Source organism: Brachybacterium horti (assembly GCF_054777615.1).
The window spans coordinates 376,249-402,716 of sequence record NZ_BAAHAM010000002.1 but is presented as its reverse complement, the minus strand read 5'-3'; the positions used below and the strand labels follow the sequence as shown (position 1 = coordinate 402,716).

Below are 26,468 nucleotides of genomic sequence, written 5' to 3'. Positions count from 1 at the left end.
TCGAGGAACCATGTCCACCGGAACCACCACCGTCCCCTCCCCTGTCATCGCGCCGGCCCGGAGCCGCCGGCCCGTTGGCACCCGCTCGGGGCTGCGCACCGCGGCCGTCGCCGTGCGCGCCCTGCTGCTGTCCACGCTCGTCCTCGGGGCGGGGTACACGCTCGTCCTCACGGGGATCGGGCAGCTGCTGATGCCCGGCCGGGCCGACGGCTCCCTGTTGCTCCGCTCCGACGGCACCGCCGCGGGCAGCACCCTCATCGGCCAGTCGTTCACCGACGCGGAGGGCAACGCCCTGCCGCAGTACTTCCAGTCCCGTCCCTCCGCCGCCGGCGACGGCTTCGACGCGACCGCCTCGGGCGGATCGAACCAGGGCCCCGAGGACCGGGACCTCGTCGCGAGCATCGAGGAGCGCCGGGCCGAGATCGCCGAGCGGGAGGGCGTGGACCCCGCCGCCGTCCCGGCGGACGCGCTCACGGCCTCCGGCTCCGGGCTGGACCCGCAGATCAGCCCCGCCTACGCGGCGCTGCAGGTGGACCGGGTCGCCCGGGAGCGGGGACTGGACCCGCAGGTGGTGCGCGCTGAGGTCGCCGCCTGCACCCGGGAGCCGCTGCTCGGTGTGATCGGGGAGCCCGTGGTCGACGTCGCCGCGCTTAACCTGGCCCTCGACGAGAAGGACGGTGGTGCATGAGCGCACGCGGTCACCTGCGGGTGCTGCTCGGCGCCGCCCCGGGCGTGGGCAAGACGTACACCATGCTCGAGGAGGGGCACCGGCTCCGGGAGGAGGGCCGCGACGTGGTCGTGGCCGTCCTGGAGACCCACGGCCGGCGCGCCACCGCCGCCCGCGCCGAGGGCCTCGAGACGGTGCCCCGGCGGCGGCTGCGGCACCGCGGGGTCGAGCTCGAGGAGATGGACCTCGAGGCCGTGCTCGCCCGCGCCCCGCAGGTCGCCCTCGTCGACGAGCTCGCCCACCGCTGCGCGCCCGGCTCTCCCCACGAGCGCCGGCACGAGGACGTCGCCTCCCTGCTCGACGCCGGGATCGACGTGCTGACGACCGTGAACATCCAGCACATCGCCTCGCTCAACGACGTCGTCGAGGAGATCACCGGAGTCCCCCAGCAGGAGACCGTCCCGGACTCCCTGCTGCGGGCCGCGGACCAGGTCGAGGTCGTGGACCTCGACCCGCAGGCGCTGCGGGACCGGCTCTCCGGCGGTCTCGTCTACCCCGCGGAGCGGATCGACGCGGCGCTGTCGAACTACTTCCGCCTCGGCAACCTCACGGCGCTGCGGGAGCTGGCGCTGCTGTGGCTCGCGGACGAGGTCGACCAGGCGCTCATCGCCTACCGGGACGCGCAGGGCATCCGTCGCACCTGGGAGACGCGGGAGCGGGTGGTCGTCGCGCTCACGGGCGGACCCGAGGGCGAGACCCTGCTGCGGCGCGGGGCCCGGATCGCCGCGCGCTCCTCCGGCGGGGAGCTGCTGGCGGTGCACGTCGGCGGCCAGGACGGGCTGCGCACCGGGGACCCGGCCGCCCTGGAGCGGCAGCGGGCGCTGTGCGAATCCCTCGGCGGCGGCTACCACCAGGTGATCGGCGAGGACGTCCCGGCGGCACTGCTCGACTTCGCCCGCTCCGTCAACGCGACCCAGCTGGTCATGGGCGCGAGCCGGCGGGGCGCCCTCGCCACCGTGCTCACCGGTCCAGGGATCGGGGCGAGCGTGGTCCGCGCCGCGGGGGACATCGACGTGCACATGGTCCCCCATGCGGGTGCCGCCCGCGGGGGTCCGCTCCCGCGGATCGGCGGTGCGCTCTCCGTGCGCCGCCGGCTGCTGGGCCTCGCCCTCGCGCTGCTCGGCGGGCCGCTCCTCACCGCGGTGATGATCCCGCTGCGCGGGCCCGAGTCGATCACCGGCGAGGTGCTCTCCTACCAGCTGCTGGTGGTCCTCGTCGCCCTCCTCGGCGGGCTGTGGCCGGCGCTCCTCGCGGCGGTGCTCTCCGGCGTGACCCTCGACTTCTTCTTCATCGACCCGGTGCGCACGGTCTCGATCGCGGACCCTCGCCACACGCTCGCGCTCGGCCTGTACGTCGTCATCGCGGCGCTCGTGAGCCTCGTCGTGGACCGGGCGGCGCGCCGCACCCGGGCCGCGCAGCGCTCCGCGGCGGAGTCCGAGCTGATCCAGGACATCGCCGGGAGCGTGCTGCGCGGCGGGGACGCCGTCGAGGCGGTCGCCGAGCGCACCGCCCGCGCCCTGCGCCTCGAGGGTCTCGCGGTCGTCGAGGCCGGCACGTCCAGCGGTGGCAGCACGGGCGGCGCGGCGGGCACGGTGCTCGCGGAGGTCGGCTCGCTCGCCGGCGGCGTCACCGCCTCCCTGCCGCTCGCCGACGGGGCACGTCTGGACTGGCGCGGCCCGGACCTGCCCGCCTCGGAGCGGCGCCTGCTCGCGGTCGCCGCCGCGCAGCTCAGCACGGCCCTCGAGCACCAGCGGCTCGAGGAGACCGCGAGCGACCTCGCGCCCCTCGCCGCCTCGGACAAGGTGCGCGGGGCGCTGCTCTCCGCCCTCGGGCACGACCTCCGGCGTCCGCTCGCCGCCGCCCGCACCGCCGTCGGCGGGCTCCGCGAGGCCGGTCACTCCCTCCGCCCGGAGGAGCGCGACGAACTGCTCGCCACGGCCGATCAGAGCCTCGTGGCGCTCTCCTCCCTGCTCACGGACCTGCTCGACGTGAGCCGCGTCGAGGCGGGGGCCCTGGAGGTCCGGCCACGGCCCTGCGACCCCTCCGAGGCGCTCGCCGCGGCGCTCGACGAGCTCGGCATGGGACCGGACCGGGTGGACCTCGACCTCGGGCACGAGGAGGAGCTCGTCCTCGCCGATCCCGTGCTGCTGCGCCGCGCCGTCGTGAACCTGCTCGCGAACGCGGACCGCCACGGGGGCGCCGCCGGCACGATCCGCGTCACGACGAGCGTGTTCGGCGGCCGCGCGGAGATCCGGGTGATCGACCACGGCCCGGGCATCCCCGCGGAGCGGCTCGAGGCGGTCTTCCGGCCCTTCCAGCGTCTCGGCGACACGGACAACACCGCCGGGCTGGGGCTGGGCCTCGCCTTGTCCCGCGGTGTGGTCGAATCGATGGGCGGCGCCCTCACCCCGGAGGACACGCCCGGCGGCGGTCTCACCATGGTGATCTCGCTGCCGCTCGCCCCGCCCGGAGGGAGCCCCCGATGAGGATCCTCGTCGCCGACGACGACCCGCAGATCCTGCGCGCCCTGCGCATCACCCTCGGCGCGAAGGGCTACGAGGTGATCACCGCGGCCGACGGCGCCCAGGCCGTCTCCCACGCCGCGGACCATCCGCCGGACCTTGTGCTGCTGGACCTCGGCATGCCCGGCCTCGACGGGATCGAGGTCATCCAGGCGCTGCGCGGCTGGTCCCGCGCCCCGATCCTCGTGGTCTCCGGCCGCACCGACTCCGCCGACAAGGTCGACGCGCTCGACGCGGGCGCCGACGACTACGTCACCAAGCCCTTCGCGGTGGACGAGCTGCTCGCCAGGCTCCGCGCCCTGGCCCGCCGCGCCGGGGAGGACGAGACCGCGGGACCCGTGGTGCGCCTCGGCACGATCACGGTGGACCTCGCCGCCCGCTCCGTCCACGCCGCCCCGGACGGCGACGAGGGGCACGCCGCGCCGCGTCAGATCCGTCTCACCCCCACGGAGTGGAAGGTGCTCGAGGTGCTCGCCCGCCACCCGGGGACCCTCGTGAGCCGCGGCACTCTGCTCACCTCGATCTGGGGCGGCGAGCACGTGGAGGACACCGGCTACCTGCGCCTCTACGTCTCCCAGCTGCGACGGAAGCTCGAGCCGGACCCCGCCCGCCCCCGCTACCTGCTCACCGAGGCCGGGATGGGGTACCGCCTGCTGCCCGACGGCGACTGAGCCCGGCACCGGCGGGCAGGCCCCGCGGGCCGTGGCCGGGGAGGACGGCACTGCGGGGACCGCCGCGCGAGCGCTACCCTGCCCGAGGGCCGCCGTCGGCCCCTCCCCTCCCCGATCCGAGAAGAGCTCCCGCATGCCCACGCCCCGGTCCTCCGGCACCACCCGTTTCGCGCAGAAGCAGAACGAGGTGCTGCATCGGACCCTGGGCCGCTTCGACATCGTCTTCATCGTCGTCTCCGCCGTGGTGGGCCTCGAGATGCTCGGCTCGGTCTCCTCGCAGGGCCCGGAGACCTTCACCTGGCTCGTCATCCTGATCCTCGTGTTCCTCGTGCCCTACGCGCTGATCTTCGCGGAGACCGGCAGCGCCTTCGTGGGCGAGGGCGGCGTGTACCTGTGGGTGCGGGAGGCGTTCGGCCGGCCCGCCGCGGCGGTCGCCTCCGCGTTCACCTGGATCACCCAGCCGGTCTGGGTGGGCGGGTCGATGGCCTTCCTCAGCACCGAGGCGGTGCGCGAGCACCTCGTGGCCTTCGAGGCCGGCTCCGTCGCCGACTACGCGGTGAAGCTGCTCATCATCTGGGCGACCGTGCTCGCCGCGGTGCTGTCGCTGCGCCGGGCGAAGTGGATCCCCTCGATGGGCGCCGTCTGCAAGATCGTGTTCCTCGGGATCTTCATCGTCACGGCCGTCGTCTACGCCGCGGAGCACGGGGTGCAGGGCCTCGCCCTCGGGGACTTCTCCCCCACCGTCTCCGGCTTCATCACCCTCACCCCGCTGCTGCTGTTCGCGTTCCTGGGCTTCGAGTCCGGCTCGAGCGCCTCGGGCGAGATGAAGGACGCCTCGAAGGACGTCTCCTTCGCGGTGCTGCGCTCCTCCGCCCTCGCCGGGGTCCTCTATCTCGTCCCGGTTCTGACGATCCTGCTGGTCATCCCGCACCAGGACATCGACGGCCTCACGGGCCTCATCACCGCCGTCGCGACGGTGTTCGACGTCTACGGCCCGGCCGCACCGGCCATGCTCACCCTCGCGGTGGTGCTCTTCCTGCTCGCGAACGTGGGTCAGGGAGCGGCGTGGATGATCATGTCCGACCGCATGCAGGCGATCGCCGCGGCCGACGGCTCCTTCTTCGGCGGCTTCTTCGGGAAGTTCCACGCGACCCTCGGCACCCCGATCCGCGTGAACCTGCTCTCCGGCACGATCTCGACGGTGTTCATGCTCGCCGCGATGCAGCTGACGGGCACCTCCGCGGCGCTGTTCGACGTGGTGCTCTCCGTCGCGATCACGACCTACCTGTTCAGCTACCTCATCGTCATCCCGGCGGCGATCCGCCTGCGCTTCTCCCGCCCCGACCAGCCGCGCCCCTTCACGGTGCCGGGCGGGAACGGCGTCATGCTCGCCTTCGGGATCGTGACCACGGGCTTCGTGGCGCTCGGCTCGTGGGTCTCCGTGTTCCCGGGCACCCTCGAGACACTGCTGGGACTGGACTTCGACTTTTCCGAGGCGATGGGCGTGCCCTATGCGGCGTTCGAGGCGCTGACCCTCGGCACGATCGGCGTGATCGTCGCGATCGCGCTCGTGGGCTACGTGGCCGGGGCGCCGCTGCGCCGCGACATGGTCGAGGCGGACCTCACCGGGGAGTCGGTCCACCCGGAGCGGTGACCACCTGCTCCGCGCGCTCGTCACCGAGGACCTCCAGCAGCTCGAGCTTCTCCCGGCTCCCGCTCCCCGGCGCGGCCGTGTAGACGAGGAGGAGATGGGACTCCTCGGGGTCCAGCAGGGTCTGGCAACGCAGCTCGATCGGCCCCACCTGCGGGTGGCGGAAGCGCTTCATGTCCGCTGGCCGCACGCCGATCTCCCGCCGGTCCCAGACCTCCCGGAACTCCGCGCTGCCCTCGAGCAGCAGCTCGGCATACCTCGCAGCTCGTGAGCCGGGGCCGCGGCGCCCCAGCACCTCGCGCAGGCCGCTCGCAAAGGAGCGTCCCAGCAGCTCGTGGTCCCGCTCGTCGTAGAGCTCCCGCACAGCAGGGTCCATGAACCATCGGTAGCCGATCGATCGCATCGGCCCCGTGAGCGCCACCAGGTCCCCCGTGAGGGCCACGGCGAGCGGCGTCTGCACGAGGCTCTCGCCCAGCTCGGTGACGATCTCGGCAGGCGCATCGCGAAGATGGTCGAGGATCCGCAGCATGCCCGGTCCCACGTGCTCGCCGCCGTCGGCCCCGCGCGGCGGAGCGGCCTGCCCGGCGAGGCGGAAGAGGTGATCGCGCTCGTCGCGGTCCAGACGGAGCGCCTGGGCGAGCGCGCCGAGCAGCGCCGCGGAGGGCCGATCGGCGTCGCCGCGCTCGAGCCGGCCGTAGTAGTCCGGGGACATGCTCGCGAGCGCCGCGACCTCCTCGCGCCGCAGCCCGGGCGTGCGACGCCGCCGTCCCGGCGGAAGACCCACCTCCATGGGGGTGAGAAGCTCCCGGCGCGAGCGCAGGAAGTCGGCGAGCGAAGCCGACGCGGGGGTCGCGGGGGTCGCGGGGGTCGCGGGGTCCATGTGACCTTCCTACCCCGCGCCGCCGCGGGTATCCATGCCCCGGCAGGGTGTGGATCCGCGCGGCGGGCGGCGCGAGGCTGGCCGCATGACACGCACCGCACCCACCCTGGACCTCCTCGATCTCCGTGGTCGCCGCGCCCTCGTCACCGGGGGGAGCGACGGGATCGGCCGCCGCATCGCGACCCGTCTCGCCGCTGCGGGCGCCGAGGTCCTCCTGCCCGTGCGCAGCGCCGACAAAGGAGCGGCCGCCCGCGACGGCGTCCTCACCGAGCACCCCGGCGCGCAGGTCGATCTGAGCTCCCTCGACCTCGCCTCCCTCACCTCGGTGCGCGCCCTCACCGCACGGCTCCTCGAGGACGGGCAGGGCATCGACCTGCTGGTCCTCAACGCGGGTGTGATGACACCACCCGGGCGGCGTACGACGGCCGACGGCTTCGAGCTGCAGCTCGGCACCAACCATCTGGGGCACGTGGCCCTCGTGGCAGGACTGCTGCCGCTGCTGCGGGAGCGTCGTGCCCGGGTCGTCACCCAGGTGAGCGTCGCCGCCCGCAGCGGCTCCGTTCTCTGGGAGGACCTGCAGTCGGCGCGTTCCTATGACGCCGGCCGCGCCTACGCGAGCTCGAAGATCGCGCTCGGCCTGTTCGCGACCGAGCTGCAGCGGCGCAGCGATGACGCCGGCTGGGGGCTCACGAGCGTGCTCTCCCATCCTGGGGTCGCCGCGACGAACCTGCTCGCCGCGCATCCCGAGTACGGCCGCGGCGTGACGAGCCTGAGCCGCCGACTCATCGGCGCTCTCTCCTCGCGCGGGATCCTGCTGGGCACCGCGGAGTCCGCGGCCCTGCCGGCCCTGCTCGCCGCCACGGACCCCTCCCCTGTCGAGGGCATGATGTACGGCCCGGGCGGGCTCGGCCATCTGGGCGGCGCGCCGACCCGGCACGCGCTGTACCGCCCCCTGCGCAGCACTGCCGACGCCTCGCGCATCTGGGACCTCTCCCTCGAGCTCACCGCTGCACCGCTACCGTGAGCCCATGCAGCTGCTGACCTCGGACGACCCGCGACGCCTCGCCCTCGAGGCGCTCCCGCTGCGCACGGGCGGCGTCACCGCGGTCGACGTCGACACTCCGCGGGGCATGGAGCGGATGGAGGTCGGGGCCGCACTGCCCGGCCGGTCCTTCGCGGACCTCACCGAGGAGCTGTTGACCGGCCGGGTCCAGAAGCGGGCCGGGCTCCACGTGGCGGCGACGTCGGCGCGTCTGCAGGTCGGCACCCGCCTGCTCATGACGCTGCGGCTCGGTCCGCTGCGCATCGGCGTCCCCTGCGAGGTGGTCGAGGTCCGTCAGGAGCAGGGCCTCGCGAGCTTCACCTATGCGACCCTCGCGGGCCATCCCGAGCAGGGCCTCGAGCGCTTCACGGTCATCGCCTCGCCCGGCTCCGAGCCGGAGCTGAGGATCACCGCGGTCTCCGCCCCGGCGCTCTGGTGGTCACGGCTCGGCCGTCCCGTGTCCCGCCTGATGCAGCGACGGATCACCGCCCGCTATCTCGCCGCGCTGCGCACGCGCACCCCGGAGCCCCCGCGCCGCTAGCGTGGGCGCATGGTCATCGATGATCCGCTCCTCGCCCGCGTCGCCGCGGCGCTCGATCCGCAGCTGAGCTCCCCGGAGCTCGCCGCACGGCTCACGGCGCGGATCCGGGCGCTGGATACGACGGCGCCCATCGGCTGGGAGCAGCAGGTCCTCACCGGCGCCCCGGGCACCGCAGAGGCCATCGTCACGGACGTGCTGTACGAGCACGGGCTGCAGCACGGCAGGGTGGGGCCGGACCTCGCCCCGCACGTCGGGGTCTGGTCACCCCCGCCCGCCGAGAAGCGCCTGCCCACCCTGCTGGGCCCGAGCTCCTTCCTCGACCCGGCCGCCCTCCAAGAGCGCTACGACGCGGTCGTCATCGGCTCGGGCGCAGGCGGCGGCATGGCGGCGCAGGTCCTCGCCGAGGCCGGATGGTCGGTGCTCGTGCTCGAACGGGGCGCCTGGCCGCAGCGCGACCGCCTCCTCGAGGACCACCTCACGACCCCGCGGGCCACCCTGGGCCTGCCGCCCAGCTCCGGTCCCGCAGCGGACGCCGAGCCCCGCCTCACGGCCACCGGGGAGGTCCCGCCCAGCTCCCCCGCCTGGGGCAACAACGCGATGACCGTGGGCGGCGGCACCCGCATGTACGGGGCGCAGGCCTGGCGCTTCGTTGCCGAGGACTTCACGATGGCGAGCACCTACGGCGTGCCCGACGGCAGCTCCCTCGCCGACTGGCCGCTCACCGCCGCGGAGCTCGCCCCGTTCTATGCGCGGGTCGAGGACATGCTCGGCGTGAGCGGCGGCGGGGACCTGCCCATGCCGCCGCTGGACCCCTCGCCGCTCGGCGGGCGCCTCGCCGCGGCGGGCGAGCGGCTGGGGCTCGCGACCCGGCCGGTGCCGCTGCTGATCAACACCGTCGCGCGGCGCGGCCGGGCGGCGTGCGTGCGGTGCTCGCAGTGCGTCGGCTTCGACTGCCCCGTCGGCGCCCGCGCGGGCAGCCACACGACGACCCTCCCGGCGGCGCTCGCCACCGGCCGCGCGCACCTCCTGCCGGGCGCCGTCGCCACCCGGATCCTCACCGGCGCCGGGGGCCGGGCGACGAGGGTGGAGATCGTCCTCACCGGCCCCGGCGGCGCGCAGGGCCGTCGCACGGTCCTGACCGAGCAGGTGGTGCTCTCCGCCGGCGCGATCGAGTCCGCGCGGCTCGAGCTGGACAGCGGCCTCGGCGGGGACCAGGTGGGCCGGCACCTGCAGGGCCACGCCTACGGCGGCGCGACGGCCCTGTTCGAGGATCCGGTGGCGGACCTGCGCGGGCCGGGTCCGGACGTCTCCACCGAGCGCTTCCGCCACGGCAACGCCGGGATCATCGGCGGCGGCATCCTCGCCGACGAGTTCGTCCCCACCCCCGCGGCCACCCAGCGCTACCTGCGGGAGGCAGGACTGGTCCCCGCCGGGGCACGTGCCGGGTCGCCCGAGCTCGAGCGGGCCATGCTCCGGCTGGGGAGGGTCGTCGGCCCGGTCCAGGAGGTGACGACCGCGAGCGCCCGCGTGCGCCTGGACCGCCGCCGCGACCGGCTCGGGCGCTCCCTCGTGCGCCTCGAGGGGCACCTGCACCCGGAGGACCTGCGGGGCCGGGACCTGCTCTCCGCGCGTGCCGCGGAGTGGCTCGCGGAGGCCGGCGCCCGGCGTGTGGTGCCCGCCGCCCCGCTCACGGGGACGATCGCCGTGAGCAACGGCCAGCACCAGGCCGGGACCCTGCGCATGGGGAACGGATCCGTCGGCCTCCGCGACCGATCCCCACGGGCGGCTCTGGGGGCACCCGAACGTGCTCGTGGCCGACGCCTCCGTGCACGTCACCAACGGCGGCGCGAACCCGGTGCTGACCGTGCTGGCGCTCGCCCTGCGCCACACCGAGCAGCTCGTCGCGAGCGCCTAGGCTGGAGGGCATGCCTCCCGCCTCGCCGTCCGACGCCCCTGCCCCCTCCGACGGCCCCGTGCCCTCCCCCGCCCCGACGGGCGGCGACGCGCTGCAGATCCTCTCGACCGTCTTCGGCTACGACGCGTTCCGCGGCGAGCAGGCGCAGATCATCGACCAGATCGCCGGCGGCGGGGACGCGGTCGTCCTCATGCCCACCGGCGGCGGCAAGTCGCTGTGCTACCAGATCCCCTCGCTGCTGCGGGAGGGCACGGGGATCGTCGTCTCCCCGCTCATCGCGCTCATGGCGGACCAGGTGGCGGCGCTCGGCGCCGTCGGCATCCGCGCCGCGTTCCTCAACTCGACGCTCGATCCGCACGAGGCGCAGGCCGTCGAGCAGCAGCTGATCGGCGGGGAGCTCGACCTCCTCTACATGGCGCCCGAGCGGCTCGTGCTCCCCCGCACCGTGCAGCTGCTGCAGCGTGCGCGGCTCGCCCTGTTCGCGATCGACGAGGCGCACTGCGTGTCCCAGTGGGGGCACGACTTCCGTCCCGACTACCTGGGCCTGTCGATGCTCGCCGAGACGTTCCCCGGGGTGCCGCGGGTGGCGCTGACGGCGACCGCGACGGAGGCGACGCACCGGGAGATCACCGAGCGCCTGGCGCTGCAGGGCGCTCAGCACTTCGTCGCGAGCTTCGACCGCCCCAACATCCAGTACCGGATCGGCCCCAAGGACCGCGCTCGCGAGCAGCTGCTGCGGCTCATCCGCACCGAGCATGCGGGGGACGCGGGCATCGTCTACTGCCTCTCGCGGCGCAGCGTGGAGCAGACGGCGCAGTTCCTCGCCGACCAGGGCGTCCCGGCCCTGCCGTACCACGCGGGGCTCGACGCCCGCATGCGCCAGGACCACCAGGAGCGGTTCCTGCGCGAGGAGGGGCTCGTCATCGTCGCGACGATCGCCTTCGGTATGGGGATCGACAAGCCGGACGTCCGCTTCGTGGCGCACCTGGACCTGCCCAAGTCCATCGAGGGCTACTACCAGGAGACGGGCCGCGCCGGCCGCGACGGGCTCCCCTCGACCGCCTGGATGGCCTACGGCCTCGCGGACGTCGTCAACCAGCGACGCTTCATCGACGAGGGCGAGGGCGGCGAGCAGTTCAAGCGCAATGCCCGCGCGCACCTCGACGCGATGCTCGCCCTGTGCGAGACGGTCGGCTGCCGGCGCGTGCAGCTGCTGCGGTACTTCGGCCAGGAGGCGGGCGAGCCCTGCGGGAACTGCGACACCTGCCTGTCCCCGCCGGAGACGTGGGACGCGACGACGGCCGCGCAGAAGCTGCTCTCCGCGCTGATCCGCCTGGACCGGGAGCGGGACCAGCGCTTCGGGTCCGGCCAGGTGATCGACGTGCTGCTGGGCAAGGAATCGGAGCGCTCCCGGCAGTCGCGCCACCACGAGCTGAGCGTGTGGGGCATCGGCACGGAGCTGAGCGAGCGCGAGTGGCGCACGGCCCTGCGCCAGCTGCTGGCCCGCGGGATCGTCGAGGCGGTGGGCGACTACGGCGTGCTCGTCCCGGGGCGTGCGGCGGGGCCGGTGCTGCGCGGCGAGGAGACGGTCGAGCTCGCGGTCGATCGCACGCCCGCGAAGGCGCGCGGCGGGTCCGGCCGACGGCGCGGCGGCGGGGCGGCGGAGTCGCTCGAGCCCGCACAGCGCGAGGTGTTCGAGGCGCTGCGGACCTGGCGCACGGGTGTGGCGAAGGAGAAGCAGATCGCGCCGTACATGGTGTTCTCCGACGCGACCCTCGTGGGCATCATCGAGCAGCGGCCCGGGACCGTCGCGGAGCTCGGCGGGGTGAGCGGCGTGGGCGCGAAGAAGCTCGCGGAGTACGGCGAGCAGGTGCTCGCGACGCTCGAGCAGGTGGGCTGAGCGATGACGAGCCCCCTCGACGTCAAGCGTGACCTCGACGAGTACCAGGCGCACGCGGGGAAGATGCGCCGCCTCGTGGTGCCGCCGCACCGCTATCTCATGGTCGACGGCCACGGCGATCCGAACACCGCCCCGCGCTACCAGGACGCGCTGCAGACGCTGTATCCAGTTTCATACGCCTTGAAGGCTGTATGCCGAGAGGAGCTGAATCGCGATCACGTGGTGCCCCCGCTCGAGGGGCGCTGGTGGGCGGAGGACCTCGCCGCCTTCACCACGGCCCGCGACAAGGACGCCTGGGACTGGACGCTGCTGCTGCTCGTGCCCGACCACGCCGACAAGGAGCACGTCGAGGCGGCCCTGGCCCGCGCCCGCTCGCGCCGCACGCCCCCGCCGCTGATCGAGGAGCTGCGCTGCGAGGTGCTCGACGAGGGCGACTGCGTGCAGACCCTCCACGTGGGCCCGTACGACGACGAGGGACCCGTCCTCGCACGCCTGCACGAGGAGGTGCTTCCGGGCCTGGGGCTGCGACCGCGCGGCCACCATCACGAGATCTATCTCGGGGACCCGCGGCGCACGGCCCCGGAGCGATTGCGCACGATCCTGCGCCAGGGCGTCGAGCCCACCTCCTGAGCGCGGCCCCGGGCGTCCCGGACCGCGGACCGGGTACCCGGAGCGGGGGCGGGGCCCGATCACGCCCGGAGCACGACGAAGGGCCCCACCTCGCGGTGGGGCCCTTCGGACGAGTCACTGTCTCAAGAGTTTCTCGAGTGGAGCTAGGGAGATTCGAACTCCCGACCTCTTCCATGCCATGGAAGCGCGCTACCAACTGCGCCATAGCCCCGTAGGGTGCCGCCCTCGCGGTTCGGATCCTCTCGCGATTCTCCGTCCCCGCTCCGTGGCGACTCCACTAGATTACATGGTCAGGGGGCTCCCGTGAAATCCGGAGGGAGGTTGTGTGACAGCAACCTCATCGCCTGCCCGGTGGGGTCCGAGACGAGCGGCTCGAGCACGCTGCGATGGCAGTTCTCGAGCCCGCCAAGGCCGCGGAAGGTCTCCGGGTCCTCGCCCAGCAGGGCGGTGATCCCGAGGGTGATCGCGGCGCCGTGTGCGACGACCATGACCGTGCCGCCGGTGTTCTCCGCGATCAGCGAGCGCGCCGCGGCCGCGACCCGCTCCCCCACCGCGAGCCGCTCCTCGATGTCGAGCCCCGGCACCGGTCGGTGCGCGCGCCACGCGGCGTGCTCCTGCGGCCAGCGACCACGGATCTCCTCGCCGCGCAGACCCTCCCACGCGCCGAAGCTGCGCTCGAGGAAGGCGGCGTCCGTGGTCACCGCGACCCCGCAGGCCTCGCCGATGATCCGGGCGGTCTCGTGGGCGCGGTCCAGCGGGGAGGCGACGATGAGATTCGGCGGGTTCTGCGCGATGCTCGCGGCGGCCCGAGCGGCCTGCTTGCGGCCCGTCGCGTTCAGCGGGATGTCGACCTGGCCCTGGAGCCGGCCGTCGCGGTTGTGGTCCGTCTGCCCGTGGCGCACCAGGACGAGACGGGTGTGCACCGGATGGTGCACCCCGGCATGACTGGTGCTCACGCGGTGGCGTCCCGGTCCACGTCGATGTCGAGATCCAGCACGGGGGCGTCGCGCCACAGGCGCTCGAGCGCGTAGAAGGCGCGGTCCTCGGCGTGCTGCACGTGGACGACGACGTCGCCGTAGTCCAGGAGGACCCAGCGCGAGTCCCGCTCGCCCTCGCGGCGCAGGGTCTTGCGGCGGCGCTGCTTGAGCAGCTCCTCCTCCACGGCGCCCACGATCGCGGAGACCTGCCGCTCGGACTCGCCGGAGCAGACCAGGAAGACGTCGGTGATGACGATCTGCTCGGAGACGTCGAGCCCGATCACCTCCTGGGCGAGCTTGTCCGCCGCGGCCTGGGCGGCGACGCGGGCGATGTCGAGGGCTTCGTCGGATGCGGTCACGCGGGGAGCTCCTGGGTGCTCGAGGGGAGGGAGGCCGCCGGGGAGCCGGGGCCGGAAAGGCTTGAGAGGCTGGAGAGGTGGGCGTCGAGGGCCGGGGCGAGCGCCGAGGAGCTGCCCGAGCCGCCGAGCACACCGGTGATCAGCAGCACGACGAGCACGACGATCGCGAGCGCGATGAGCCCCCACACGACCCACAGCAGCGGGCGGCCGCCCGAGCGCTCGGGGCGGTGGAGGACGCGGCCGTCGAACCGCGGCGCGGGCCGGGGGTCGGGGGCCTGAGTGACGGAGAGCTCGCCGAGCTCCACGCCGTCGGCGTCCCGCTCGATCGTGGCGGTCGCGGCCGGCGTGCCCGTGGAGCGCGCGGGGCCGGCCGTCGTGGCGGTGCCGGCGGTCGCTGCGGCGACGGACGCGGCACCGTCGGCGGACGACGCCGCCTCGGACGACGCGGTGCCGGGCTGCGCGGGGTCGGACGGGGCAGCGCCGGACGGCGCGGTCTCGGAGGACGAAGCGTCACCGGTCGTGGCTGTTCCCGTGCCTCCCGTGCCGCTCGCGGCACCGGTGGTGCCCGAGGTCAGGGCTGCCCCGGTGGAGACGGTGCCGGCGCCGGCCGCGCTGCCCGGTCGGGGCGCGGCCGGGGCTGCGGGCTCCTCGGCGGCGACCGCAGGGGATGCCGCGTCCGGTGCGCCGTCGGCCGACGGCTGCTCGGAGGGCTGCCCCGCCTGCTCGGGCGGCTCCTCCGTGAGCTCGATGATCCGCGCGCGCTTGCCGAACTTGCGCAGCGCGGGCGTCGGGGCGTCCGCGCCGGGAGCCGCGACCGCGCCGCGCACGGCAGGGACGGCGGGCTGGTCGCCCCCGGCCTCCGCCACGGGGTGCGGGGCGAGGGCGGCGGCCTCCTCCTCGCTGAGCCGACGGGCGCGACGGCCGTGCCGGGGAGCCGCGGTGGACTCACTCATGAGCGTCTCCTCCTGTGTAGAGGGCGTACTTGCTGATGTATTGGACGACGCCGTCGGGCACCAGGTACCAGACGGGGGCCCCGGCGGCCACGCGGGTGCGGCAGTCCGTCGAGCTGATCGCCATGGCCGGCACCTCGATGAGGGTGACGCCGTCGGCCGGGAGACCGGAGGTGTCGAGCTCGTGCCCCGGCCGGGTGACCCCGACGAAGTGCGCGAGCTCGAAGATCTCCTGGTTGTCCTTCCAGGTCAGGATGTTCTGGAGGGCGTCAGCACCGGTGATGAAGAAGAGGTCGGCGTCGTCGTGCTGGGCGTGGAGGTCGCGGAGGGTGTCGATCGTGTAGGTGTCCCCGGGCCGGTCCACGTCCACCCGCGAGACGGTGAAGACGGGGTTCGCGGCCGTCGCGACGACGGTCATGAGGTAGCGGTGCTCCGGATCGGAGATCTCCCGCTCGGACTTCTGCCATGGGCGACCGGTGGGCACGAACACCACCTCGTCGAGGGCGAAGACGCTCTGCACCTCGCTCGCGGCGACCAGGTGACCGTGGTGGATCGGGTCGAAGGTCCCGCCCATCACGCCGATCCGTCGCCGCTGCTGCTCCATGGGGCTCAGTGATCGGTGTGCTGCTCGGGGTCCTCGTCACGCTGGTGGCTGCCGCCGACGAGGCTCGCGATGCCGAGCAGGATGAGCATCGTGATGAACGCCCCGATGCCGATGTACTGCGGCGGCACGCCCTCGGTGGCCTCGTGGCCGGCCTCGGCGAGGATGATGAGCTGATCGATCATGACTGGAAGCGCCTTTCCTGGGTGACCGCGTCATCATCCCACAGCACCCGGGGTCAGGGGCGCACGTGCCCCTGGCCCACGACGATCCATTTCGTGGCGGTGATCTCGGTCAGGCCCATCGGCCCGCGGGCGTGGAGCTTCTGGGTCGAGATGCCGATCTCCGCGCCGAAGCCGAACTCGCCGCCGTCGGAGAACCGGGTCGAGGCGTTCGCCATGACGACCGCGGAGTCCACCTCGGTGAGGAACCGCTGCTGGGAGCGGAGGTCCGCGGTGAGGATCGACTCGGTGTGCCCCGTGGACCAGGCGCGGATGTGCTCGAGCGCGGCGTCGAGGTCCTCGACCACGCGCACGGCGATCTCGAGGGCCAGGTACTCCGTGTCCCAGTCCTCCTCGGTGGCGGGCTCGCTCGCCACCCCGGCAGCGGCGAGGATCTCCCCCGCGCGCTCGTCGGCGTGGATCCGCACCCCGGCCTCGACGAGGCCCGGGGCGATCGCGGGGAGCGCCCGCTCGGCGACGTCCGCGTGGACGAGCAGCGTCTCGAGGGAGTTGCAGACGCCGATCCGCTGGGTCTTCGCGTTGACGACGATCGCGGCGGCCTGGTCGAGGTCCGCGCTCGCGTCGACGAAGACGTGCGTGTTGCCGGTGCCGGTCTCGATGACGGGCACCAGGGAGTTCTCCACGACGCGCCGGATGAGGCCGGCGCCGCCGCGCGGGATGAGCAGGTCCACGAGGCCACGGGCGCGCATGAGCACGTCGACGCCGTCCCGGCCGTGCTCGTCGATGCCGATGACGAGGTCCTCGGGCAGGCCCTGCGCGGCGAGCACGGAGCGGAGGACGGCGATGAGCGCGGTGTTGGAGTGCAGGGCGGCGGAGCCGCCGCGCAGCACGACGGCGCTGCCCGCCTTGAGGGAGAGGCCGGCGGCGTCGACCGTGACGTTGGGCCGGGCCTCGTAGACCATGCCGATCACGCCCATGGGCACGCGCACCTGGCGCAGCTCGAGGCCGTTGTCGAGCAGCCCGCCGCGCACCACCTCTCCCACCGGGTCGGGGAGGGCGGCGGCGTCGCGCAGCTGCTGGGCGATCGCGGCGACGCGCTCCTCGCTCAGCGCGAGGCGGTCCCGCAGGCCCGCCTCCATGCCGGAGGCGTCCGCGGCGGCGAGGTCGCGGGCGTTCGCCTCCACGACCTCCGCGCTGCGCTCGACGAGGGCGTCCGCCATGGCCAGCAGCAGGGCGTCCTTCTGGGAGCGGTGCAGCCGGGCGAGGGCGGGCTGGGCCTCCTTCGCGGCGCGGGCGGCCGCCAGGACGGCGGTCTCGACGTCGGTGTGCTCGCGGGTGACAGTCATGCGCTCCAGCGTACGCGGGGCGCGGCGAGGCACGATGGAGTGCATGAGTGATGAGATCGTCGTCGTGGTGGGCTCCCTGAACGTGGACCTCGCCCTCACCGTGGACCGCCACCCCTCCCCCGGCGAGACGCTGATCGCGGGCGGCGGTGGCCGCTCCCCCGGTGGCAAGGGGGCGAACCAGGCCCTCGCCGCCTGGCGCGCCGGCGCCGCGGTGCACATGGTGGGCGCCGTCGGGGACGACCCGGACGCCGAGGTCGCCCTCGGGCTCCTGCGCGAGGACGGCGTGGACCTCTCCGCCGTGGCGGTCGTCCCCGGGCCGACGGGCCTCGCCGTCGTCACGGTCGCGGCGGACGGCGAGAACGCCATCCTCGTGGTCCCCGGCGCGAACGCCTCCGTGGACGCCGCCGCCGTGGACCGGCACGCCGACCTCCTCGCCCGGGCCGCGGTGCTCGTGCTGCAGGGCGAGATCCCGCGCGAGGGCATCGAGGCGGCGGCGCGGGCGGTGCACACGGCGGGAGGTCGTGTGGTCCTCAACCCCGCCCCGGTGCTCGCCCTGGACCCCGCGGTGCTGCGCGACGCGGATCCGCTCGTCGTCAACGAGCACGAGGCGGCGGCGGTGCTCGAGCAGCTCCAGGGTGCAGGCACGGGCGCGGCCACGGACGCGGGCGAGGACCGGGATCCGCAGGAGCTCGTCGCCGCCCTGCGGGACGCGGGGGTGCGGTCCGTCGTGCTGACCCTCGGCGCCCGCGGGGCCGTCGTCGCGGGCCCCGCCCTCGATGAGGGCGACGGGACCGGGGCCGGCGACCCCGCGGTGATCCCGGCGGCGCAGGTCGAGGTCGTCGACACGACAGGGGCCGGGGACGCGTTCATCGGCGCGCTCGCCGCCCACCTGTCCGCGGGTGAGGGACTCGTGCGGGCCGCCGAGCGGGCGACCGCCTTCGCGGGGAGGTCCGTCACCGCCCGCGGGGCGCAGTCGAGCTACCCGCGCTGAGCGCCGGTGCCGCCGGGGCGGATGGCCCCCGCCCGTGCGGGCGCAGGTCCCGTGGGGCTCAGCCCAGCATTACCATCGCGTCGCGGTGCACGACCGAGCGGCCGTAGTGGTCGCCGATGCGCTCGCGGAGCTCCGCGGTGGTGAGACCCGCCATGGCGCGGAGGTCCTCGCTCGAGTAGGCGACGAGGCCGCGGGCGATGACGGTGCCGTCGGGATCGGCGATGTCCACGGGGACCCCGGCGGAGAACGCCCCGGTCACCTCCGTGATGCCGACGGCCAGCAGGGAGCGGCGGCGGGAGCGGATCGCCGCCGCGGCGCCCTCGTCCAGGCGCAGCGTGCCCGCGCCGCGCGTCGCGTAGCGCAGCCACACGAGCCGGGAGCGGCGACGGCCCGTCTGCGCGGGGAAGAACGTGCCGACGTCCTCGCCGTGCACGGCGGCGCCGAAGCGGTCCGCACGGGTGAGGATCGTGGCGGTGCCGGTCGTGGAGGCGTGGTGGGCGGCGTCGAGCTTGGTCACCATGCCGCCCGTGCCGACCTTCGAGCCCACCGAGCCGACCTTCACGTCCACGAGCGCCGCGAAGTCGTCGACCACGCTGATCCGCTCGGCGTCGGGCTCCGCCGGGTTCTTCGTGTACAGGCCGTCGACGTCCGTCAGCAGGACGAGGAGATCCGCGCCCAGGAGCTGCGCCACGAGCGCGGCGAGGCGGTCGTTGTCGCCGAAGCGGATCTCGTGGGTCGCCGTCGTGTCGTTCTCGTTGATCACGGGGATGACGCCCACGGCGAGCATCGCCTCGAGGGCCGAGCGCACGTTGCGGTAGGTGTCCGGGCGGATGACGTCCGCCTCGGTCAGCAGCAGCTGACCGGAGATCCGGCCGTGGGCGCCGAAGGCGGCGGCCCATGCCGTCGCCAGCAGCGACTGGCCCACGGCCGCGCACGCCTGCTGGGTGGGGACGTCGCTCGGGCGCTCGTCCAGGCCCAGCGGGCCCAGCGCCGCGGCGATCGCACCGGAGGAGACCAGCACGACGTCCCAGCCGCCCTGCAGGAGCTCGGCGACCTGGTCCGCGATGAGCCGCAGTCCGGTCTCGTCGAGGTGCCCGTCGGCGCGGGTGAGGCTCGAGGAGCCGATCTTGACCACCGCCCGCCGCGGTCCGGGGATGTCGGTGCGTGCGAGCAGCCTCGCCGGCTGATGCGGTTCGGCGGGGACGGTGACCATGCTCAGTTCTCCTCGTCGCTGATCGTCGGATCGGCCCAGTGGCCGGCGCGTCGCTCCTTCTCCATCGCCTCGAGCCGCTGCATCCGGGACGCCGTGCGCTCCCGCTGCTCCTCACGCTTCTGCTCACGCGTGGGGCGGTGGTGGTCCTCGAGGCGGCGATCCGCGCCGCGCGCGCCGAGCAGGAGCTCGGCGCCGCCCACCATTGTGGGCTCCCAGTCGAAGACCACGGCGTCCTGTCCAGGACCGATGATCACGGTCGAGCCCGCGACGGCCCCCGCCTTGTACAGCGCCTCCTCCACGCCCACCTTCGCGAGGCGGTCCGCGAGGTAGCCCACGGCCTCGTCGTTCGCGAAGTCGGTCTGCTTGACCCAGCGCTCGGGCTTGTCACCCACGACGCGGAAGGCGTTGTCGCCCTCGAACTGCTCCTTGACCACCTCGAACTCGCGGCCGCCGCGCGCACGCGGCGTGAGCACGATGGGCGCCTCCTCGGGCTCGGGCAGCGAGGCCCGCGCCTCCTCGACGAGGCCCGCGAGGACGAAGGACAGCTCGCGCAGGCCCTTGTGGGACACGGCGGAGATGTCGAGGATCGGCACGCCGCGGTCGCCCAGGCGCTCACGGACGAGGTCCGCCATGTCGGCGCCGTCGGGCACGTCCGTCTTGTTCAGGACGATGACGGTGGGGCGCTCCATGAGCGGCACGCGGTCGCCGGCGCCCTCGTCGAGGCCCGCGGCGTAGGTCGCGAGCTCGTTCTCGATGGTCTCGAGATCGGAGACCGGGTCGCGGTCCGACTCGAGGGCGGCCGTGTCCAGCACGTGCACGATGACGTGGCAGCGCTCGATGTGGCGCAGGAACTCCAGTCCCAGTCCCTTGCCCTGGCTCGCGCCGGGGATCAGGCCGGGGACGTCGGCGATCGTGTACCGGTGCTCGCCGGCCTCGACGACGCCGAGGTTCGGCACGAGCGTGGTGAAGGGGTAGTCGGCGATCTTGGGCCGGGCGGAGCTCATCGCGGCGATGAGCGAGCTCTTGCCGGCGCTCGGGTAGCCCACGAGCGCGACGTCGGCGACGGTCTTCAGCTCGAGGACCAGGTCGCGCTCCTCCCCCGGCTCACCGAGCAGCGCGAAGCCCGGGGCCTTGCGCTGGCGGGAGGAGAGGGCCGCGTTGCCGAGGCCGCCCTGGCCGCCCTGGGCGGCGACGAAGCGGGTGCCGACGCCCACGAGGTCCGCGAGCACCTGGCCGTCGGCGGTCGCGACGACGGTGCCGTCGGGCACGGGGAGGATCAGGTCCTCGCCGCGCGCCCCGGCGCGCATGTCGCCCTTGCCGAAGCCGCCCGAGGTGGCCTTGCGGTGGGGCTTGTGGTGGTAGGCGAGCAGGGTCGTGGTGGACGGGTCCACCTCGAGGATCACGTCGCCGCCGCGGCCGCCGTCGGCGCCGTCGGGCCCGGCGAGGGGCTTGAACTTCTCGCGGCGGATCGAGGCGGCGCCGTTCCCGCCGGCGCCGGCGATGACGTGGAGCTGGACGCGGTCGACGAACGTGGCCATGGGTGCCCTCCCGAGGGCTCTGGAGCGGATATGCATCGAGGGGCGGAGCAGCGGCTCCGCCCCTCGAGAGGCTGGGTTCCCGGACGGGCCGGGAGCGGGATCAGGCGGTCTCGACGACGCTGACCACGCGACGGTCGCGCTTGCGGCCGAACTCGACGGTGCCCGCGGTGAGCGCGAACAGCGTGTCGTCGTTGCCGCGGCCGACGCCGTCGCCCGGGTGGATGGAGGTGCCGCGCTGGCGGACGATGATCTCGCCCGCGCCGACGACCTGGCCGCCGAAGCGCTTCACGCCGAGGCGCTGCGCGTTCGAGTCGCGACCGTTCTTGGAGGAGCTTGCGCCCTTCTTATGTGCCATGAGGAGTGACCTTCTCTCGAGTCTTCGACGTCGCTAGGACGATCAGGCGATGCCGGTGATCTTGAGGCGCGTGAGCTCCTGGCGGTGGCCCTGGCGCTTCTTGTAGCCGGTCTTGTTCTTGTACTTGAGGATCCGGATCTTCGGACCGCGGAGGTCCTCGACCTTCTCCGCCGTGACCTTGACCTTGCCGAGGTCGGCCTGCGTCGAGGTGATCTTGTCACCGTCGACCAGCAGGACGGGGGCGAGCTCCACGGCGTCGCCCGCCTCGCCGGCCACGCGGTTGATCACGATGGTGTCGCCGACCGACACCTTCTCCTGACGGCCGCCTGCGCGGACGATTGCGTACACCACGTCACTGCTCCATCTCGATGAGTACTGCTGCTTCTGCTGAGGGGTGCCGTTCCCCGGGTCGAACCGCCGACCTGCGACCGTCGACCGGTCCCGCGGACGGGAGGGAGGCTGCGGCCAGGCGGACCCGGAGGGGAAGGGCATCGGCGCGCTGAGCGCCACGGGACAGCCTACGATCCCCGCACCCTGCGGTCAACCACGGTGTGCGCCGCGACCTGCAGGAATGCTGTGGAACGCGTCACGCCTCGGAGTTCAGGGCGCTCTGCTCGCCGTCCGCGGAGGTACTCGGGAGCTCCTCCGCCGGGGCCTCCGGCGTCGCGGGGGCGGCCTCGGCCTGCGTCGGAGCAGGCTCCTCGCCCTCGGCCACCGCGACGACCTCGCCGTCCACGACGACCTCCGGGTGCGGGTGCGAGGTGGTCGCCGCCGCGATGGAGGCGATCGTCGCGCGGGCCAGGGCCCGCGTGTCGTCGTTCCCGAGGCGGTGGACGTCCCCGGACTCGTCGGCGTGGTCGCCGGCGTTCTCGCCGCCCTTGTCCGTCTCGCCGCCCTCGGAGTCCTTGCCGCGGCCGCGGCCGCGACGGCGTTTGCCCGAGCGGGAGGAGCCGGAGGAGGACTGCTCGTCCGGTCCGTCGATGCGGGCGCCGCCGCCGTCGCCGTGCTGGTGCGCCTCGCCGTCGATGTCCACGAGGACGCCGCGGCCGTTGCAGTGCTCGCAGGTGGTGGAGAAGGTCTCCACGAGGCCCTGGCCCACGCGCTTGCGGGTCATCTGCACGAGGCCCAGCGAGGTGACCTCGGCGACCTGGTGCTTGGTGCGGTCACGGCCCAGGCACTCGACCAGGCGCCGCAGCACGAGGTCGCGGTTGGACTCGAGCACCATGTCGATGAAGTCGATGACGATGATGCCGCCGATGTCGCGCAGCCGCAGCTGGCGCACGATCTCCTCGGCGGACTCGAGGTTGTTGCGGGTCACCGTCTCCTCGAGGGATCCGCCGGAGCCGGTGAACTTGCCGGTGTTCACGTCGATGACCGTCATCGCCTCGGTTCGGTCGATGACGAGGGAGCCGCCGGAGGGCAGGTAGACCTTGCGGTCCATGGCCTTGAGCAGCTGCTCGTCCACGCGGTGCTTCGCGAAGGAGTCCTTGGGGCCCACGTGCGCGGTGACGCGCTCGAGGAGGTCCGGGGCCACGTCCTTGACGTACTCGTGGACGGCCTCGTAGGTCGAGGAGCCCTCGACGATCAGCGAGGTGAAGTCCTCGTTGAAGACGTCGCGGACCACCTTGATCGCGAGGTCGGGCTCCTGGGAGAGAGCGATCGGCGCGGAGCGCGCCTTCTGCGCCTTCTGGATCTTCTCCCACTGGGCGCGCAGGCGCTCGACGTCGTGGGTCAGCTCCTCCTCGCTCGCCCCCTCAGCGGCGGTGCGCACGATGACGCCCGCGTCCTCCGGGATGAGCTGGCGCATGATCTTCTTCAGGCGGTTGCGCTCGGTGTCCGGGAGCTTGCGGGAGATGCCCGTCATCGAGCCACCGGGCACGAAGACGACGTAGCGGCCGGGCAGCGAGATCTGGCTCGTGAGCCGAGCGCCCTTGTGGCCGATCGGGTCCTTGGTGACCTGGACCAGCACCGGGTCGCCGCTCTTGAGGGCGAGCTCGATGCGGCGCGGCTGGCCCTCGAGACCCACGGCGTCCCAGTTCACCTCGCCGGCGTAGAGCACGGCGTTGCGGCCCTTGCCGATGTCCACGAACGCGGCCTCCATCGAGGGCAGCACGTTCTGGACCTTGCCCAGGTACACGTTGCCGACCATCGAGGTGTGCGACTTCGCGGCGACGTAGTGCTCGACGAGCACGTCGTCCTCGAGCACGGCGATCTGCGTGCGGCCCGGGCGCTCGCGCACGATCATCGAGCGCTTCACGGACTCGCGGCGGGCGAGGAACTCCGCCTCGGTGATGACGTTGCGACGACGGCCGTTGTCGCGGCCCTCGCGGCGGCGCTGCTTCTTGGCCTCGAGACGGGTCGAGCCCTTGACGGCCTTCACCTCGTCACGGGCCTCGCGGACCTTGACCACGGTGTTGGGCGGATCGTCGGGCGAGGTCGACTCGCCGTCCCCCGCGTCCGAGCGGCGACGGCGGCGACGCCGGCGCGAGCTCGACGAGGAGCCGGACTGGTCCTGGTCGTCGGGACCGGAGTCCTCGGAGCCGGAGCCCTCGACCCCGGCGTCCTCCGCCGAGCCCTCGGGGGCGCTGTCGCCCTCGGCGGGCTCCTCGGAGCGGGCGCCCGCGCCGCGACCGCGGCCCCGGCGGCGGCCGGACCGCGAGCGCGAGGACCTGCCCTCGCCCTCGGTGCGCTGCTCGGCGTCGTCCTGGGAGTCCTCGTCCTGCGCGGCGTCGTCGGCGTCACCGGAGGCATCGCCCCGGTCGTCCTCGCCCTGCTCCTCGTCGCGGGCGTCGTCCTCGCCGCGACCGCGGCCGCGCCGACCGCGGCCGCCGCGGCGGCGACGGCGGCGGGAGGCGCCGGAGCGCTGCTCGTCGTCATCGTCGGAGCCCTGGGCGTCGCGCTCGTCCCGGTCGCGGTCGTCCGCGTCGGTCCCGTCGGCGTCCTCGCGGTCCTCCGCGCTGTCGGGGGTCTCGTCGTCCTCGTCCTCGGAGAACACGGGCAGGCCGGGGCCGACGGTGGTGCGGGGCTGCGCGGGCGCCGGCGCCTGGAACAGGAGCGAGGCGAAGTCGAGCTGGGCGCGCTCGCGGCGCTCCCGGCCGTCCTCGTCGGCGCGGTCGCCGCTGCCGCGGGCATCGGCGAGGGCGCGAAGATCTGCGACGACGCTCGAGGTGTCGTGGTCGTCCTCGGCGGGACGCTCGCGCTCGGCGCGGGTGGTGGGCTCGGGCGCCGCGGGGGCGTCCTCCTCGGGGGCGTCCTGCTCGACGTCGGCCTCCGGCGCGGGGGCCGGGGCCTCCTCGACCTCGGGCTCGGGGGCGGGATCGGTGGCCGCGCGGAACACGGGGGCACCGGCCGGGGCACCGGCCGCACGGCGACGGGGGCGCTTCGGGGAGGTGGGCTCAGCGGGGGCCGCCGTCTGCTCGGGCACGGACGTGCGGGGGGCCGCAGAGGTCTCGGAGGACTCCGCGGCGGGCGTCTCGACGACGGACGGCGCCGGGGCGCCGGCGGGGGCTCCAGCCGCGCGGCGGCGGGTCCGGCGGGGCGCGGGATCCGCGGGATCGGGGGTGGTGGTGCTGTCAGCCATGAGGCCGTCTCCTTCGAAAGGATCCAGCGCACCCTGGGTCCACGTGGTCATCGTCCTGGGGGACGGAAGTCTCCGGCCCTCGCCAGGCGCTGCTCCCGAGGGGAGCGCAGCGTGTCGATGGAGGAGCCGACTCGGTCGCGACGGACGCGTCACCGGTGCTCCGGCGCATCGACGCCGGGAGGTTCCCCCACCCGGTACGGAGCAGGAGAGTGCCGCGGTCAGTATGGCACAGCGGGCCCCTCGGACCGGGATGCGTGTCACCCGGGGAGGGAGGACCATGGTCCCCACGGCCGTGCTGCGGTGCACCGTACGGTCGTCGTGGCGTCCCGTCGTCCCCCGACTTGGAGCATTCATGGAAGCCCTCGATCTTGCCCGGTGGCAGTTCGGCATCACCACCGTCTACCACTTCCTCTTCGTCCCGCTCACGATCGGCCTCTCGCTGCTCGTCGCGGTCATGCAGACCTTCTCCGTGTTCGCGAAGGACCCGGACCGCAAGGACGCCTGGACCCGTATGACGAAGTTCTTCGGCTCCCTGCTCGTGCTGAACTTCGCGATCGGCATCGCGACGGGCATCGTCCAGGAGTTCCAGTTCGGCCTGAACTGGTCGGAGTACGCGCGGTACGTCGGTGACGTGTTCGGCGCGCCGCTCGCCCTCGAGGGGCTCGTCGCCTTCTTCCTCGAGTCGGTCTTCCTGGGCCTGTGGATCTTCGGCTGGAACAAGCTGCCGGAGAGGATCCACCTGCTGACGATCTGGGCGGTCGCCCTGGGCACCACGTGCTCGGCCTACTTCATCGTGGCCGCGAACTCCTTCATGCAGCACCCCGTGGGCGCGACCCTGAACCCGGAGACCGGCCGCGCGGAGCTCGACTCGCTGTGGGCGGTGCTCACCAACGTCACGACGCTCGCCGCCTTCCCCCACGTGATCGCGGGCGCCTGGCTCGTCGCCGCCGCCTTCGTCACCGGCATCGCCTCCTGGCACATGGTCAAGCACCACCGCGCCGCGGACGAGGCGGGCCGGGACACCGAGGAGGGCGCGCGCCAGCACGAGCTGGCCCGCGGCCTCTACCGGCCCACGGTGCGCTTCGGCGTGCTCGCCATGGTCCTGGCCGCGATCGCCCTGGTGGTCTCCGGCGATCAGCAGGCACAGATCATGTTCAAGCAGCAGCCGATGAAGATGGCCTCGGCCGAGGCGCTGTGCGAGACCGAGACCGGCGCCTCCTTCTCGATCCTCACCGTGGGCGGGCCCGACGCCTTCGCCCAGGACTGCTCGAGCATCACCCACCTCATCGAGGTCCCCTACGTGACCTCCTTCCTGGCCACCCACACCTTCGACGCAACCCTCCAGGGCGTCGACGAGCTCAACGCCCAGGCGCAGGAGGAGTTCGGCTCGACGGTCACCGACATCCACGGGAACCAGGTCACCGCGGAGTACCGCCCCAACCTCTTCGTCACCTACTGGTCCTTCCGCCTGATGATGGGTCTCGCGGCCTTCAGCGGCGTCGTCGCGCTGTGGGCCCTGTGGGCCACGAGGAAGGGCCGCACCACCGGCTCGCGCGCCTTCCAGTGGTTCACCGTGCTCGCGATCCCCATGCCGTTCTTCGCGAACTCCGCCGGCTGGGTGTTCACCGAGATGGGACGCCAGCCCTGGGTGGTGCACCCCAACCCCGACGACCCGACCGTGCGGCTCATGACGCTCCAGGGGGTCTCGAGCCATCCCGCGGGCTGGGTGGTGGCGAGCCTGATCGCCTTCACGCTCGTCTACGGCGTCCTCGCGGTCGTGTGGTTCCTGCTCATCCGGCGCACCGCGCTCCAGGGCGCCCCGCTGCCCCATCGCGACCCGGACACGGGGCAGCTGGACACGCCCGTGCTCTCCTTCGACTACTGAGAACGGAAGGAC

General features: G+C 73.8%; 22 protein-coding genes, 1 tRNA gene and 1 pseudogene. 11 read left to right on the top strand and 13 right to left on the bottom strand.

Annotated elements, in window-relative coordinates; all coding sequences use genetic code 11:
• Positions 1 to 10 precede the first annotated feature (10 nt).
• The 4 genes from kdpC (at position 11) to ACYVAP_RS07030 (ending at position 5,574) form a co-directional block, all read left to right on the top strand.
• Positions 11 to 688 carry a potassium-transporting ATPase subunit C gene (kdpC, locus tag ACYVAP_RS07045; RefSeq protein ID WP_498860114.1) on the top strand — a complete coding sequence of 226 codons (678 nt, stop codon included), beginning with the start codon at positions 11 to 13 and terminating at the stop codon, positions 686 to 688.
• On the top strand, positions 685 to 3,213 hold the full coding sequence (locus ACYVAP_RS07040; protein WP_498860113.1) for a sensor histidine kinase: 2,529 nt from the start codon (positions 685 to 687) through the stop codon (positions 3,211 to 3,213). Before kdpC ends, ACYVAP_RS07040 begins: the two co-directional genes overlap by 4 nt.
• Positions 3,210 to 3,920, top strand: a complete 711-nt coding sequence (locus tag ACYVAP_RS07035) for a response regulator transcription factor KdpE (protein ID WP_498860112.1) — start codon at positions 3,210 to 3,212, stop codon at positions 3,918 to 3,920. The genes ACYVAP_RS07040 and ACYVAP_RS07035 overlap by 4 nt, the downstream gene beginning before the upstream one ends.
• Before the next feature lie 133 nt (positions 3,921 to 4,053).
• On the top strand, positions 4,054 to 5,574 hold the full coding sequence (locus ACYVAP_RS07030) for an APC family permease (protein WP_498860111.1): 1,521 nt from the start codon (positions 4,054 to 4,056) through the stop codon (positions 5,572 to 5,574).
• Here the strand turns inward: ACYVAP_RS07030 and ACYVAP_RS07025 are convergent.
• Complete coding sequence (locus ACYVAP_RS07025) at positions 5,543 to 6,451, bottom strand: MmyB family transcriptional regulator (protein WP_498860110.1); 909 nt, start codon at positions 6,449 to 6,451, stop codon at positions 5,543 to 5,545. The two genes, ACYVAP_RS07030 and ACYVAP_RS07025, sit on opposite strands and share 32 nt — an antisense overlap.
• 85 nt (positions 6,452 to 6,536) lie before the next feature.
• Between ACYVAP_RS07025 and ACYVAP_RS07020 the strand changes: the two genes are divergently transcribed.
• From ACYVAP_RS07020 to ACYVAP_RS07000, 5 genes and pseudogenes are all read left to right on the top strand, one after another.
• Positions 6,537 to 7,475, top strand: coding sequence for a Rossmann-fold NAD(P)-binding domain-containing protein (locus tag ACYVAP_RS07020; protein ID WP_498860109.1), 939 nt, complete (start codon positions 6,537 to 6,539; stop codon positions 7,473 to 7,475).
• A gap of 4 nt (positions 7,476 to 7,479) precedes the next feature.
• The gene (locus ACYVAP_RS07015; RefSeq protein WP_498860108.1) at positions 7,480 to 8,034 is read left to right on the top strand and encodes a DUF1990 domain-containing protein; all 555 of its coding nucleotides are present in this window, start codon (positions 7,480 to 7,482) and stop codon (positions 8,032 to 8,034) included.
• Positions 8,035 to 8,043: 9 nt separating this feature from the next.
• Positions 8,044 to 9,261, top strand: a pseudogene (locus ACYVAP_RS07010) (GMC family oxidoreductase N-terminal domain-containing protein); the annotation flags it as partial.
• 698 nt (positions 9,262 to 9,959) lie between these two features.
• Complete coding sequence (gene recQ / locus ACYVAP_RS07005) at positions 9,960 to 11,849, top strand: DNA helicase RecQ (RefSeq protein WP_498860107.1); 1,890 nt, start codon at positions 9,960 to 9,962, stop codon at positions 11,847 to 11,849.
• Positions 11,850 to 11,852: 3 nt separating this feature from the next.
• Positions 11,853 to 12,479 (top strand): GyrI-like domain-containing protein, encoded by a 627-nt coding sequence (locus ACYVAP_RS07000; RefSeq protein WP_498860106.1) that lies wholly within the window; start codon positions 11,853 to 11,855, stop codon positions 12,477 to 12,479.
• Between the two features lie 138 nt (positions 12,480 to 12,617).
• Here ACYVAP_RS07000 and ACYVAP_RS06995 read toward each other — a convergent pair.
• From ACYVAP_RS06995 to ACYVAP_RS06965, 7 genes are all read right to left on the bottom strand, one after another.
• Positions 12,618 to 12,690: transfer RNA gene (locus ACYVAP_RS06995), tRNA-Ala, on the bottom strand.
• A gap of 79 nt (positions 12,691 to 12,769) precedes the next feature.
• A complete protein-coding gene (locus ACYVAP_RS06990) occupies positions 12,770 to 13,435 on the bottom strand; it encodes a histidine phosphatase family protein (RefSeq protein ID WP_498860105.1) in 666 nt (221 codons plus the stop codon).
• The gene (gene rsfS, locus ACYVAP_RS06985) at positions 13,432 to 13,815 is read right to left on the bottom strand and encodes a ribosome silencing factor (protein WP_137770582.1); all 384 of its coding nucleotides are present in this window, start codon (positions 13,813 to 13,815) and stop codon (positions 13,432 to 13,434) included. The genes ACYVAP_RS06990 and rsfS overlap by 4 nt, the downstream gene beginning before the upstream one ends.
• A complete protein-coding gene (locus ACYVAP_RS06980) occupies positions 13,812 to 14,768 on the bottom strand; it encodes a hypothetical protein (protein ID WP_498860104.1) in 957 nt (318 codons plus the stop codon). The genes rsfS and ACYVAP_RS06980 overlap by 4 nt, the downstream gene beginning before the upstream one ends.
• The gene (gene nadD, locus ACYVAP_RS06975) at positions 14,761 to 15,339 is read right to left on the bottom strand and encodes a nicotinate-nucleotide adenylyltransferase (RefSeq protein WP_377827330.1); all 579 of its coding nucleotides are present in this window, start codon (positions 15,337 to 15,339) and stop codon (positions 14,761 to 14,763) included. The genes ACYVAP_RS06980 and nadD overlap by 8 nt, the downstream gene beginning before the upstream one ends.
• 35 nt (positions 15,340 to 15,374) lie before the next feature.
• Positions 15,375 to 15,551: a hypothetical protein gene (locus ACYVAP_RS06970; RefSeq protein ID WP_498860103.1), complete on the bottom strand. Its 177-nt coding sequence runs from the start codon at positions 15,549 to 15,551 to the stop codon at positions 15,375 to 15,377.
• A gap of 53 nt (positions 15,552 to 15,604) precedes the next feature.
• The gene (locus tag ACYVAP_RS06965) at positions 15,605 to 16,894 is read right to left on the bottom strand and encodes a gamma-glutamyl-phosphate reductase (protein WP_498860102.1); all 1,290 of its coding nucleotides are present in this window, start codon (positions 16,892 to 16,894) and stop codon (positions 15,605 to 15,607) included.
• 43 nt (positions 16,895 to 16,937) lie between these two features.
• On the opposite strand from ACYVAP_RS06965, the gene ACYVAP_RS06960 reads away from it, so the two are divergent.
• Complete coding sequence (locus ACYVAP_RS06960; protein WP_498860101.1) at positions 16,938 to 17,885, top strand: ribokinase; 948 nt, start codon at positions 16,938 to 16,940, stop codon at positions 17,883 to 17,885.
• Positions 17,886 to 17,943: 58 nt separating this feature from the next.
• On the opposite strand, the gene proB is transcribed toward ACYVAP_RS06960, so the two are convergent.
• The 5 genes from proB to ACYVAP_RS06935 all read right to left on the bottom strand — a co-directional run bounded on the left by proB (position 17,944) and on the right by ACYVAP_RS06935 (position 24,571).
• On the bottom strand, positions 17,944 to 19,098 hold the full coding sequence (proB, locus tag ACYVAP_RS06955) for a glutamate 5-kinase (protein ID WP_498860100.1): 1,155 nt from the start codon (positions 19,096 to 19,098) through the stop codon (positions 17,944 to 17,946).
• A gap of 2 nt (positions 19,099 to 19,100) precedes the next feature.
• Positions 19,101 to 20,636 (bottom strand): GTPase Obg, encoded by a 1,536-nt coding sequence (obgE, locus tag ACYVAP_RS06950; protein WP_498860099.1) that lies wholly within the window; start codon positions 20,634 to 20,636, stop codon positions 19,101 to 19,103.
• 100 nt (positions 20,637 to 20,736) lie between these two features.
• Positions 20,737 to 20,991 (bottom strand): 50S ribosomal protein L27, encoded by a 255-nt coding sequence (gene rpmA, locus ACYVAP_RS06945; protein ID WP_137770576.1) that lies wholly within the window; start codon positions 20,989 to 20,991, stop codon positions 20,737 to 20,739.
• A gap of 42 nt (positions 20,992 to 21,033) precedes the next feature.
• Complete coding sequence (gene rplU / locus ACYVAP_RS06940; protein ID WP_264451325.1) at positions 21,034 to 21,342, bottom strand: 50S ribosomal protein L21; 309 nt, start codon at positions 21,340 to 21,342, stop codon at positions 21,034 to 21,036.
• Positions 21,343 to 21,577: 235 nt separating this feature from the next.
• Positions 21,578 to 24,571 carry an Rne/Rng family ribonuclease gene (locus ACYVAP_RS06935; RefSeq protein WP_498860098.1) on the bottom strand — a complete coding sequence of 998 codons (2,994 nt, stop codon included), beginning with the start codon at positions 24,569 to 24,571 and terminating at the stop codon, positions 21,578 to 21,580.
• Positions 24,572 to 24,923: 352 nt separating this feature from the next.
• Between ACYVAP_RS06935 and ACYVAP_RS06930 the strand changes: the two genes are divergently transcribed.
• Positions 24,924 to 26,456, top strand: coding sequence for a cytochrome ubiquinol oxidase subunit I (locus ACYVAP_RS06930; RefSeq protein WP_498860097.1), 1,533 nt, complete (start codon positions 24,924 to 24,926; stop codon positions 26,454 to 26,456).
• Positions 26,457 to 26,468 lie beyond the last annotated feature (12 nt).

Excerpts from the sequence above, each read along its gene's own strand:
- proB (WP_498860100.1), bottom strand. The coding sequence starts at position 19,098 with ATGGTCACCGTCCCCGCCGAACCGCATCAGCCGGCGAGGCTGCTCGCA.
- ACYVAP_RS07000 (WP_498860106.1), top strand. The coding sequence starts at position 11,853 with ATGACGAGCCCCCTCGACGTCAAGCGTGACCTCGACGAGTACCAGGCG.
- ACYVAP_RS06965 (WP_498860102.1), bottom strand. The coding sequence starts at position 16,894 with ATGACTGTCACCCGCGAGCACACCGACGTCGAGACCGCCGTCCTGGCG.
- ACYVAP_RS06935 (WP_498860098.1), bottom strand. The coding sequence starts at position 24,571 with ATGGCTGACAGCACCACCACCCCCGATCCCGCGGATCCCGCGCCCCGC.
- ACYVAP_RS07015 (WP_498860108.1), top strand. The coding sequence starts at position 7,480 with ATGCAGCTGCTGACCTCGGACGACCCGCGACGCCTCGCCCTCGAGGCG.
- ACYVAP_RS06960 (WP_498860101.1), top strand. The coding sequence starts at position 16,938 with ATGAGTGATGAGATCGTCGTCGTGGTGGGCTCCCTGAACGTGGACCTC.
- ACYVAP_RS06930 (WP_498860097.1), top strand. The coding sequence starts at position 24,924 with ATGGAAGCCCTCGATCTTGCCCGGTGGCAGTTCGGCATCACCACCGTC.
- ACYVAP_RS07040 (WP_498860113.1), top strand. The coding sequence starts at position 685 with ATGAGCGCACGCGGTCACCTGCGGGTGCTGCTCGGCGCCGCCCCGGGC.
- ACYVAP_RS07030 (WP_498860111.1), top strand. The coding sequence starts at position 4,054 with ATGCCCACGCCCCGGTCCTCCGGCACCACCCGTTTCGCGCAGAAGCAG.
- ACYVAP_RS06980 (WP_498860104.1), bottom strand. The coding sequence starts at position 14,768 with ATGAGTGAGTCCACCGCGGCTCCCCGGCACGGCCGTCGCGCCCGTCGG.
- rpmA (WP_137770576.1), bottom strand. The coding sequence starts at position 20,991 with ATGGCACATAAGAAGGGCGCAAGCTCCTCCAAGAACGGTCGCGACTCG.
- ACYVAP_RS07020 (WP_498860109.1), top strand. The coding sequence starts at position 6,537 with ATGACACGCACCGCACCCACCCTGGACCTCCTCGATCTCCGTGGTCGC.
- ACYVAP_RS06970 (WP_498860103.1), bottom strand. The coding sequence starts at position 15,551 with ATGATCGATCAGCTCATCATCCTCGCCGAGGCCGGCCACGAGGCCACC.
- ACYVAP_RS07035 (WP_498860112.1), top strand. The coding sequence starts at position 3,210 with ATGAGGATCCTCGTCGCCGACGACGACCCGCAGATCCTGCGCGCCCTG.
- ACYVAP_RS07025 (WP_498860110.1), bottom strand. The coding sequence starts at position 6,451 with ATGGACCCCGCGACCCCCGCGACCCCCGCGACCCCCGCGTCGGCTTCG.
- kdpC (WP_498860114.1), top strand. The coding sequence starts at position 11 with ATGTCCACCGGAACCACCACCGTCCCCTCCCCTGTCATCGCGCCGGCC.
- nadD (WP_377827330.1), bottom strand. The coding sequence starts at position 15,339 with ATGGGCGGGACCTTCGACCCGATCCACCACGGTCACCTGGTCGCCGCG.
- obgE (WP_498860099.1), bottom strand. The coding sequence starts at position 20,636 with ATGGCCACGTTCGTCGACCGCGTCCAGCTCCACGTCATCGCCGGCGCC.
- recQ (WP_498860107.1), top strand. The coding sequence starts at position 9,960 with ATGCCTCCCGCCTCGCCGTCCGACGCCCCTGCCCCCTCCGACGGCCCC.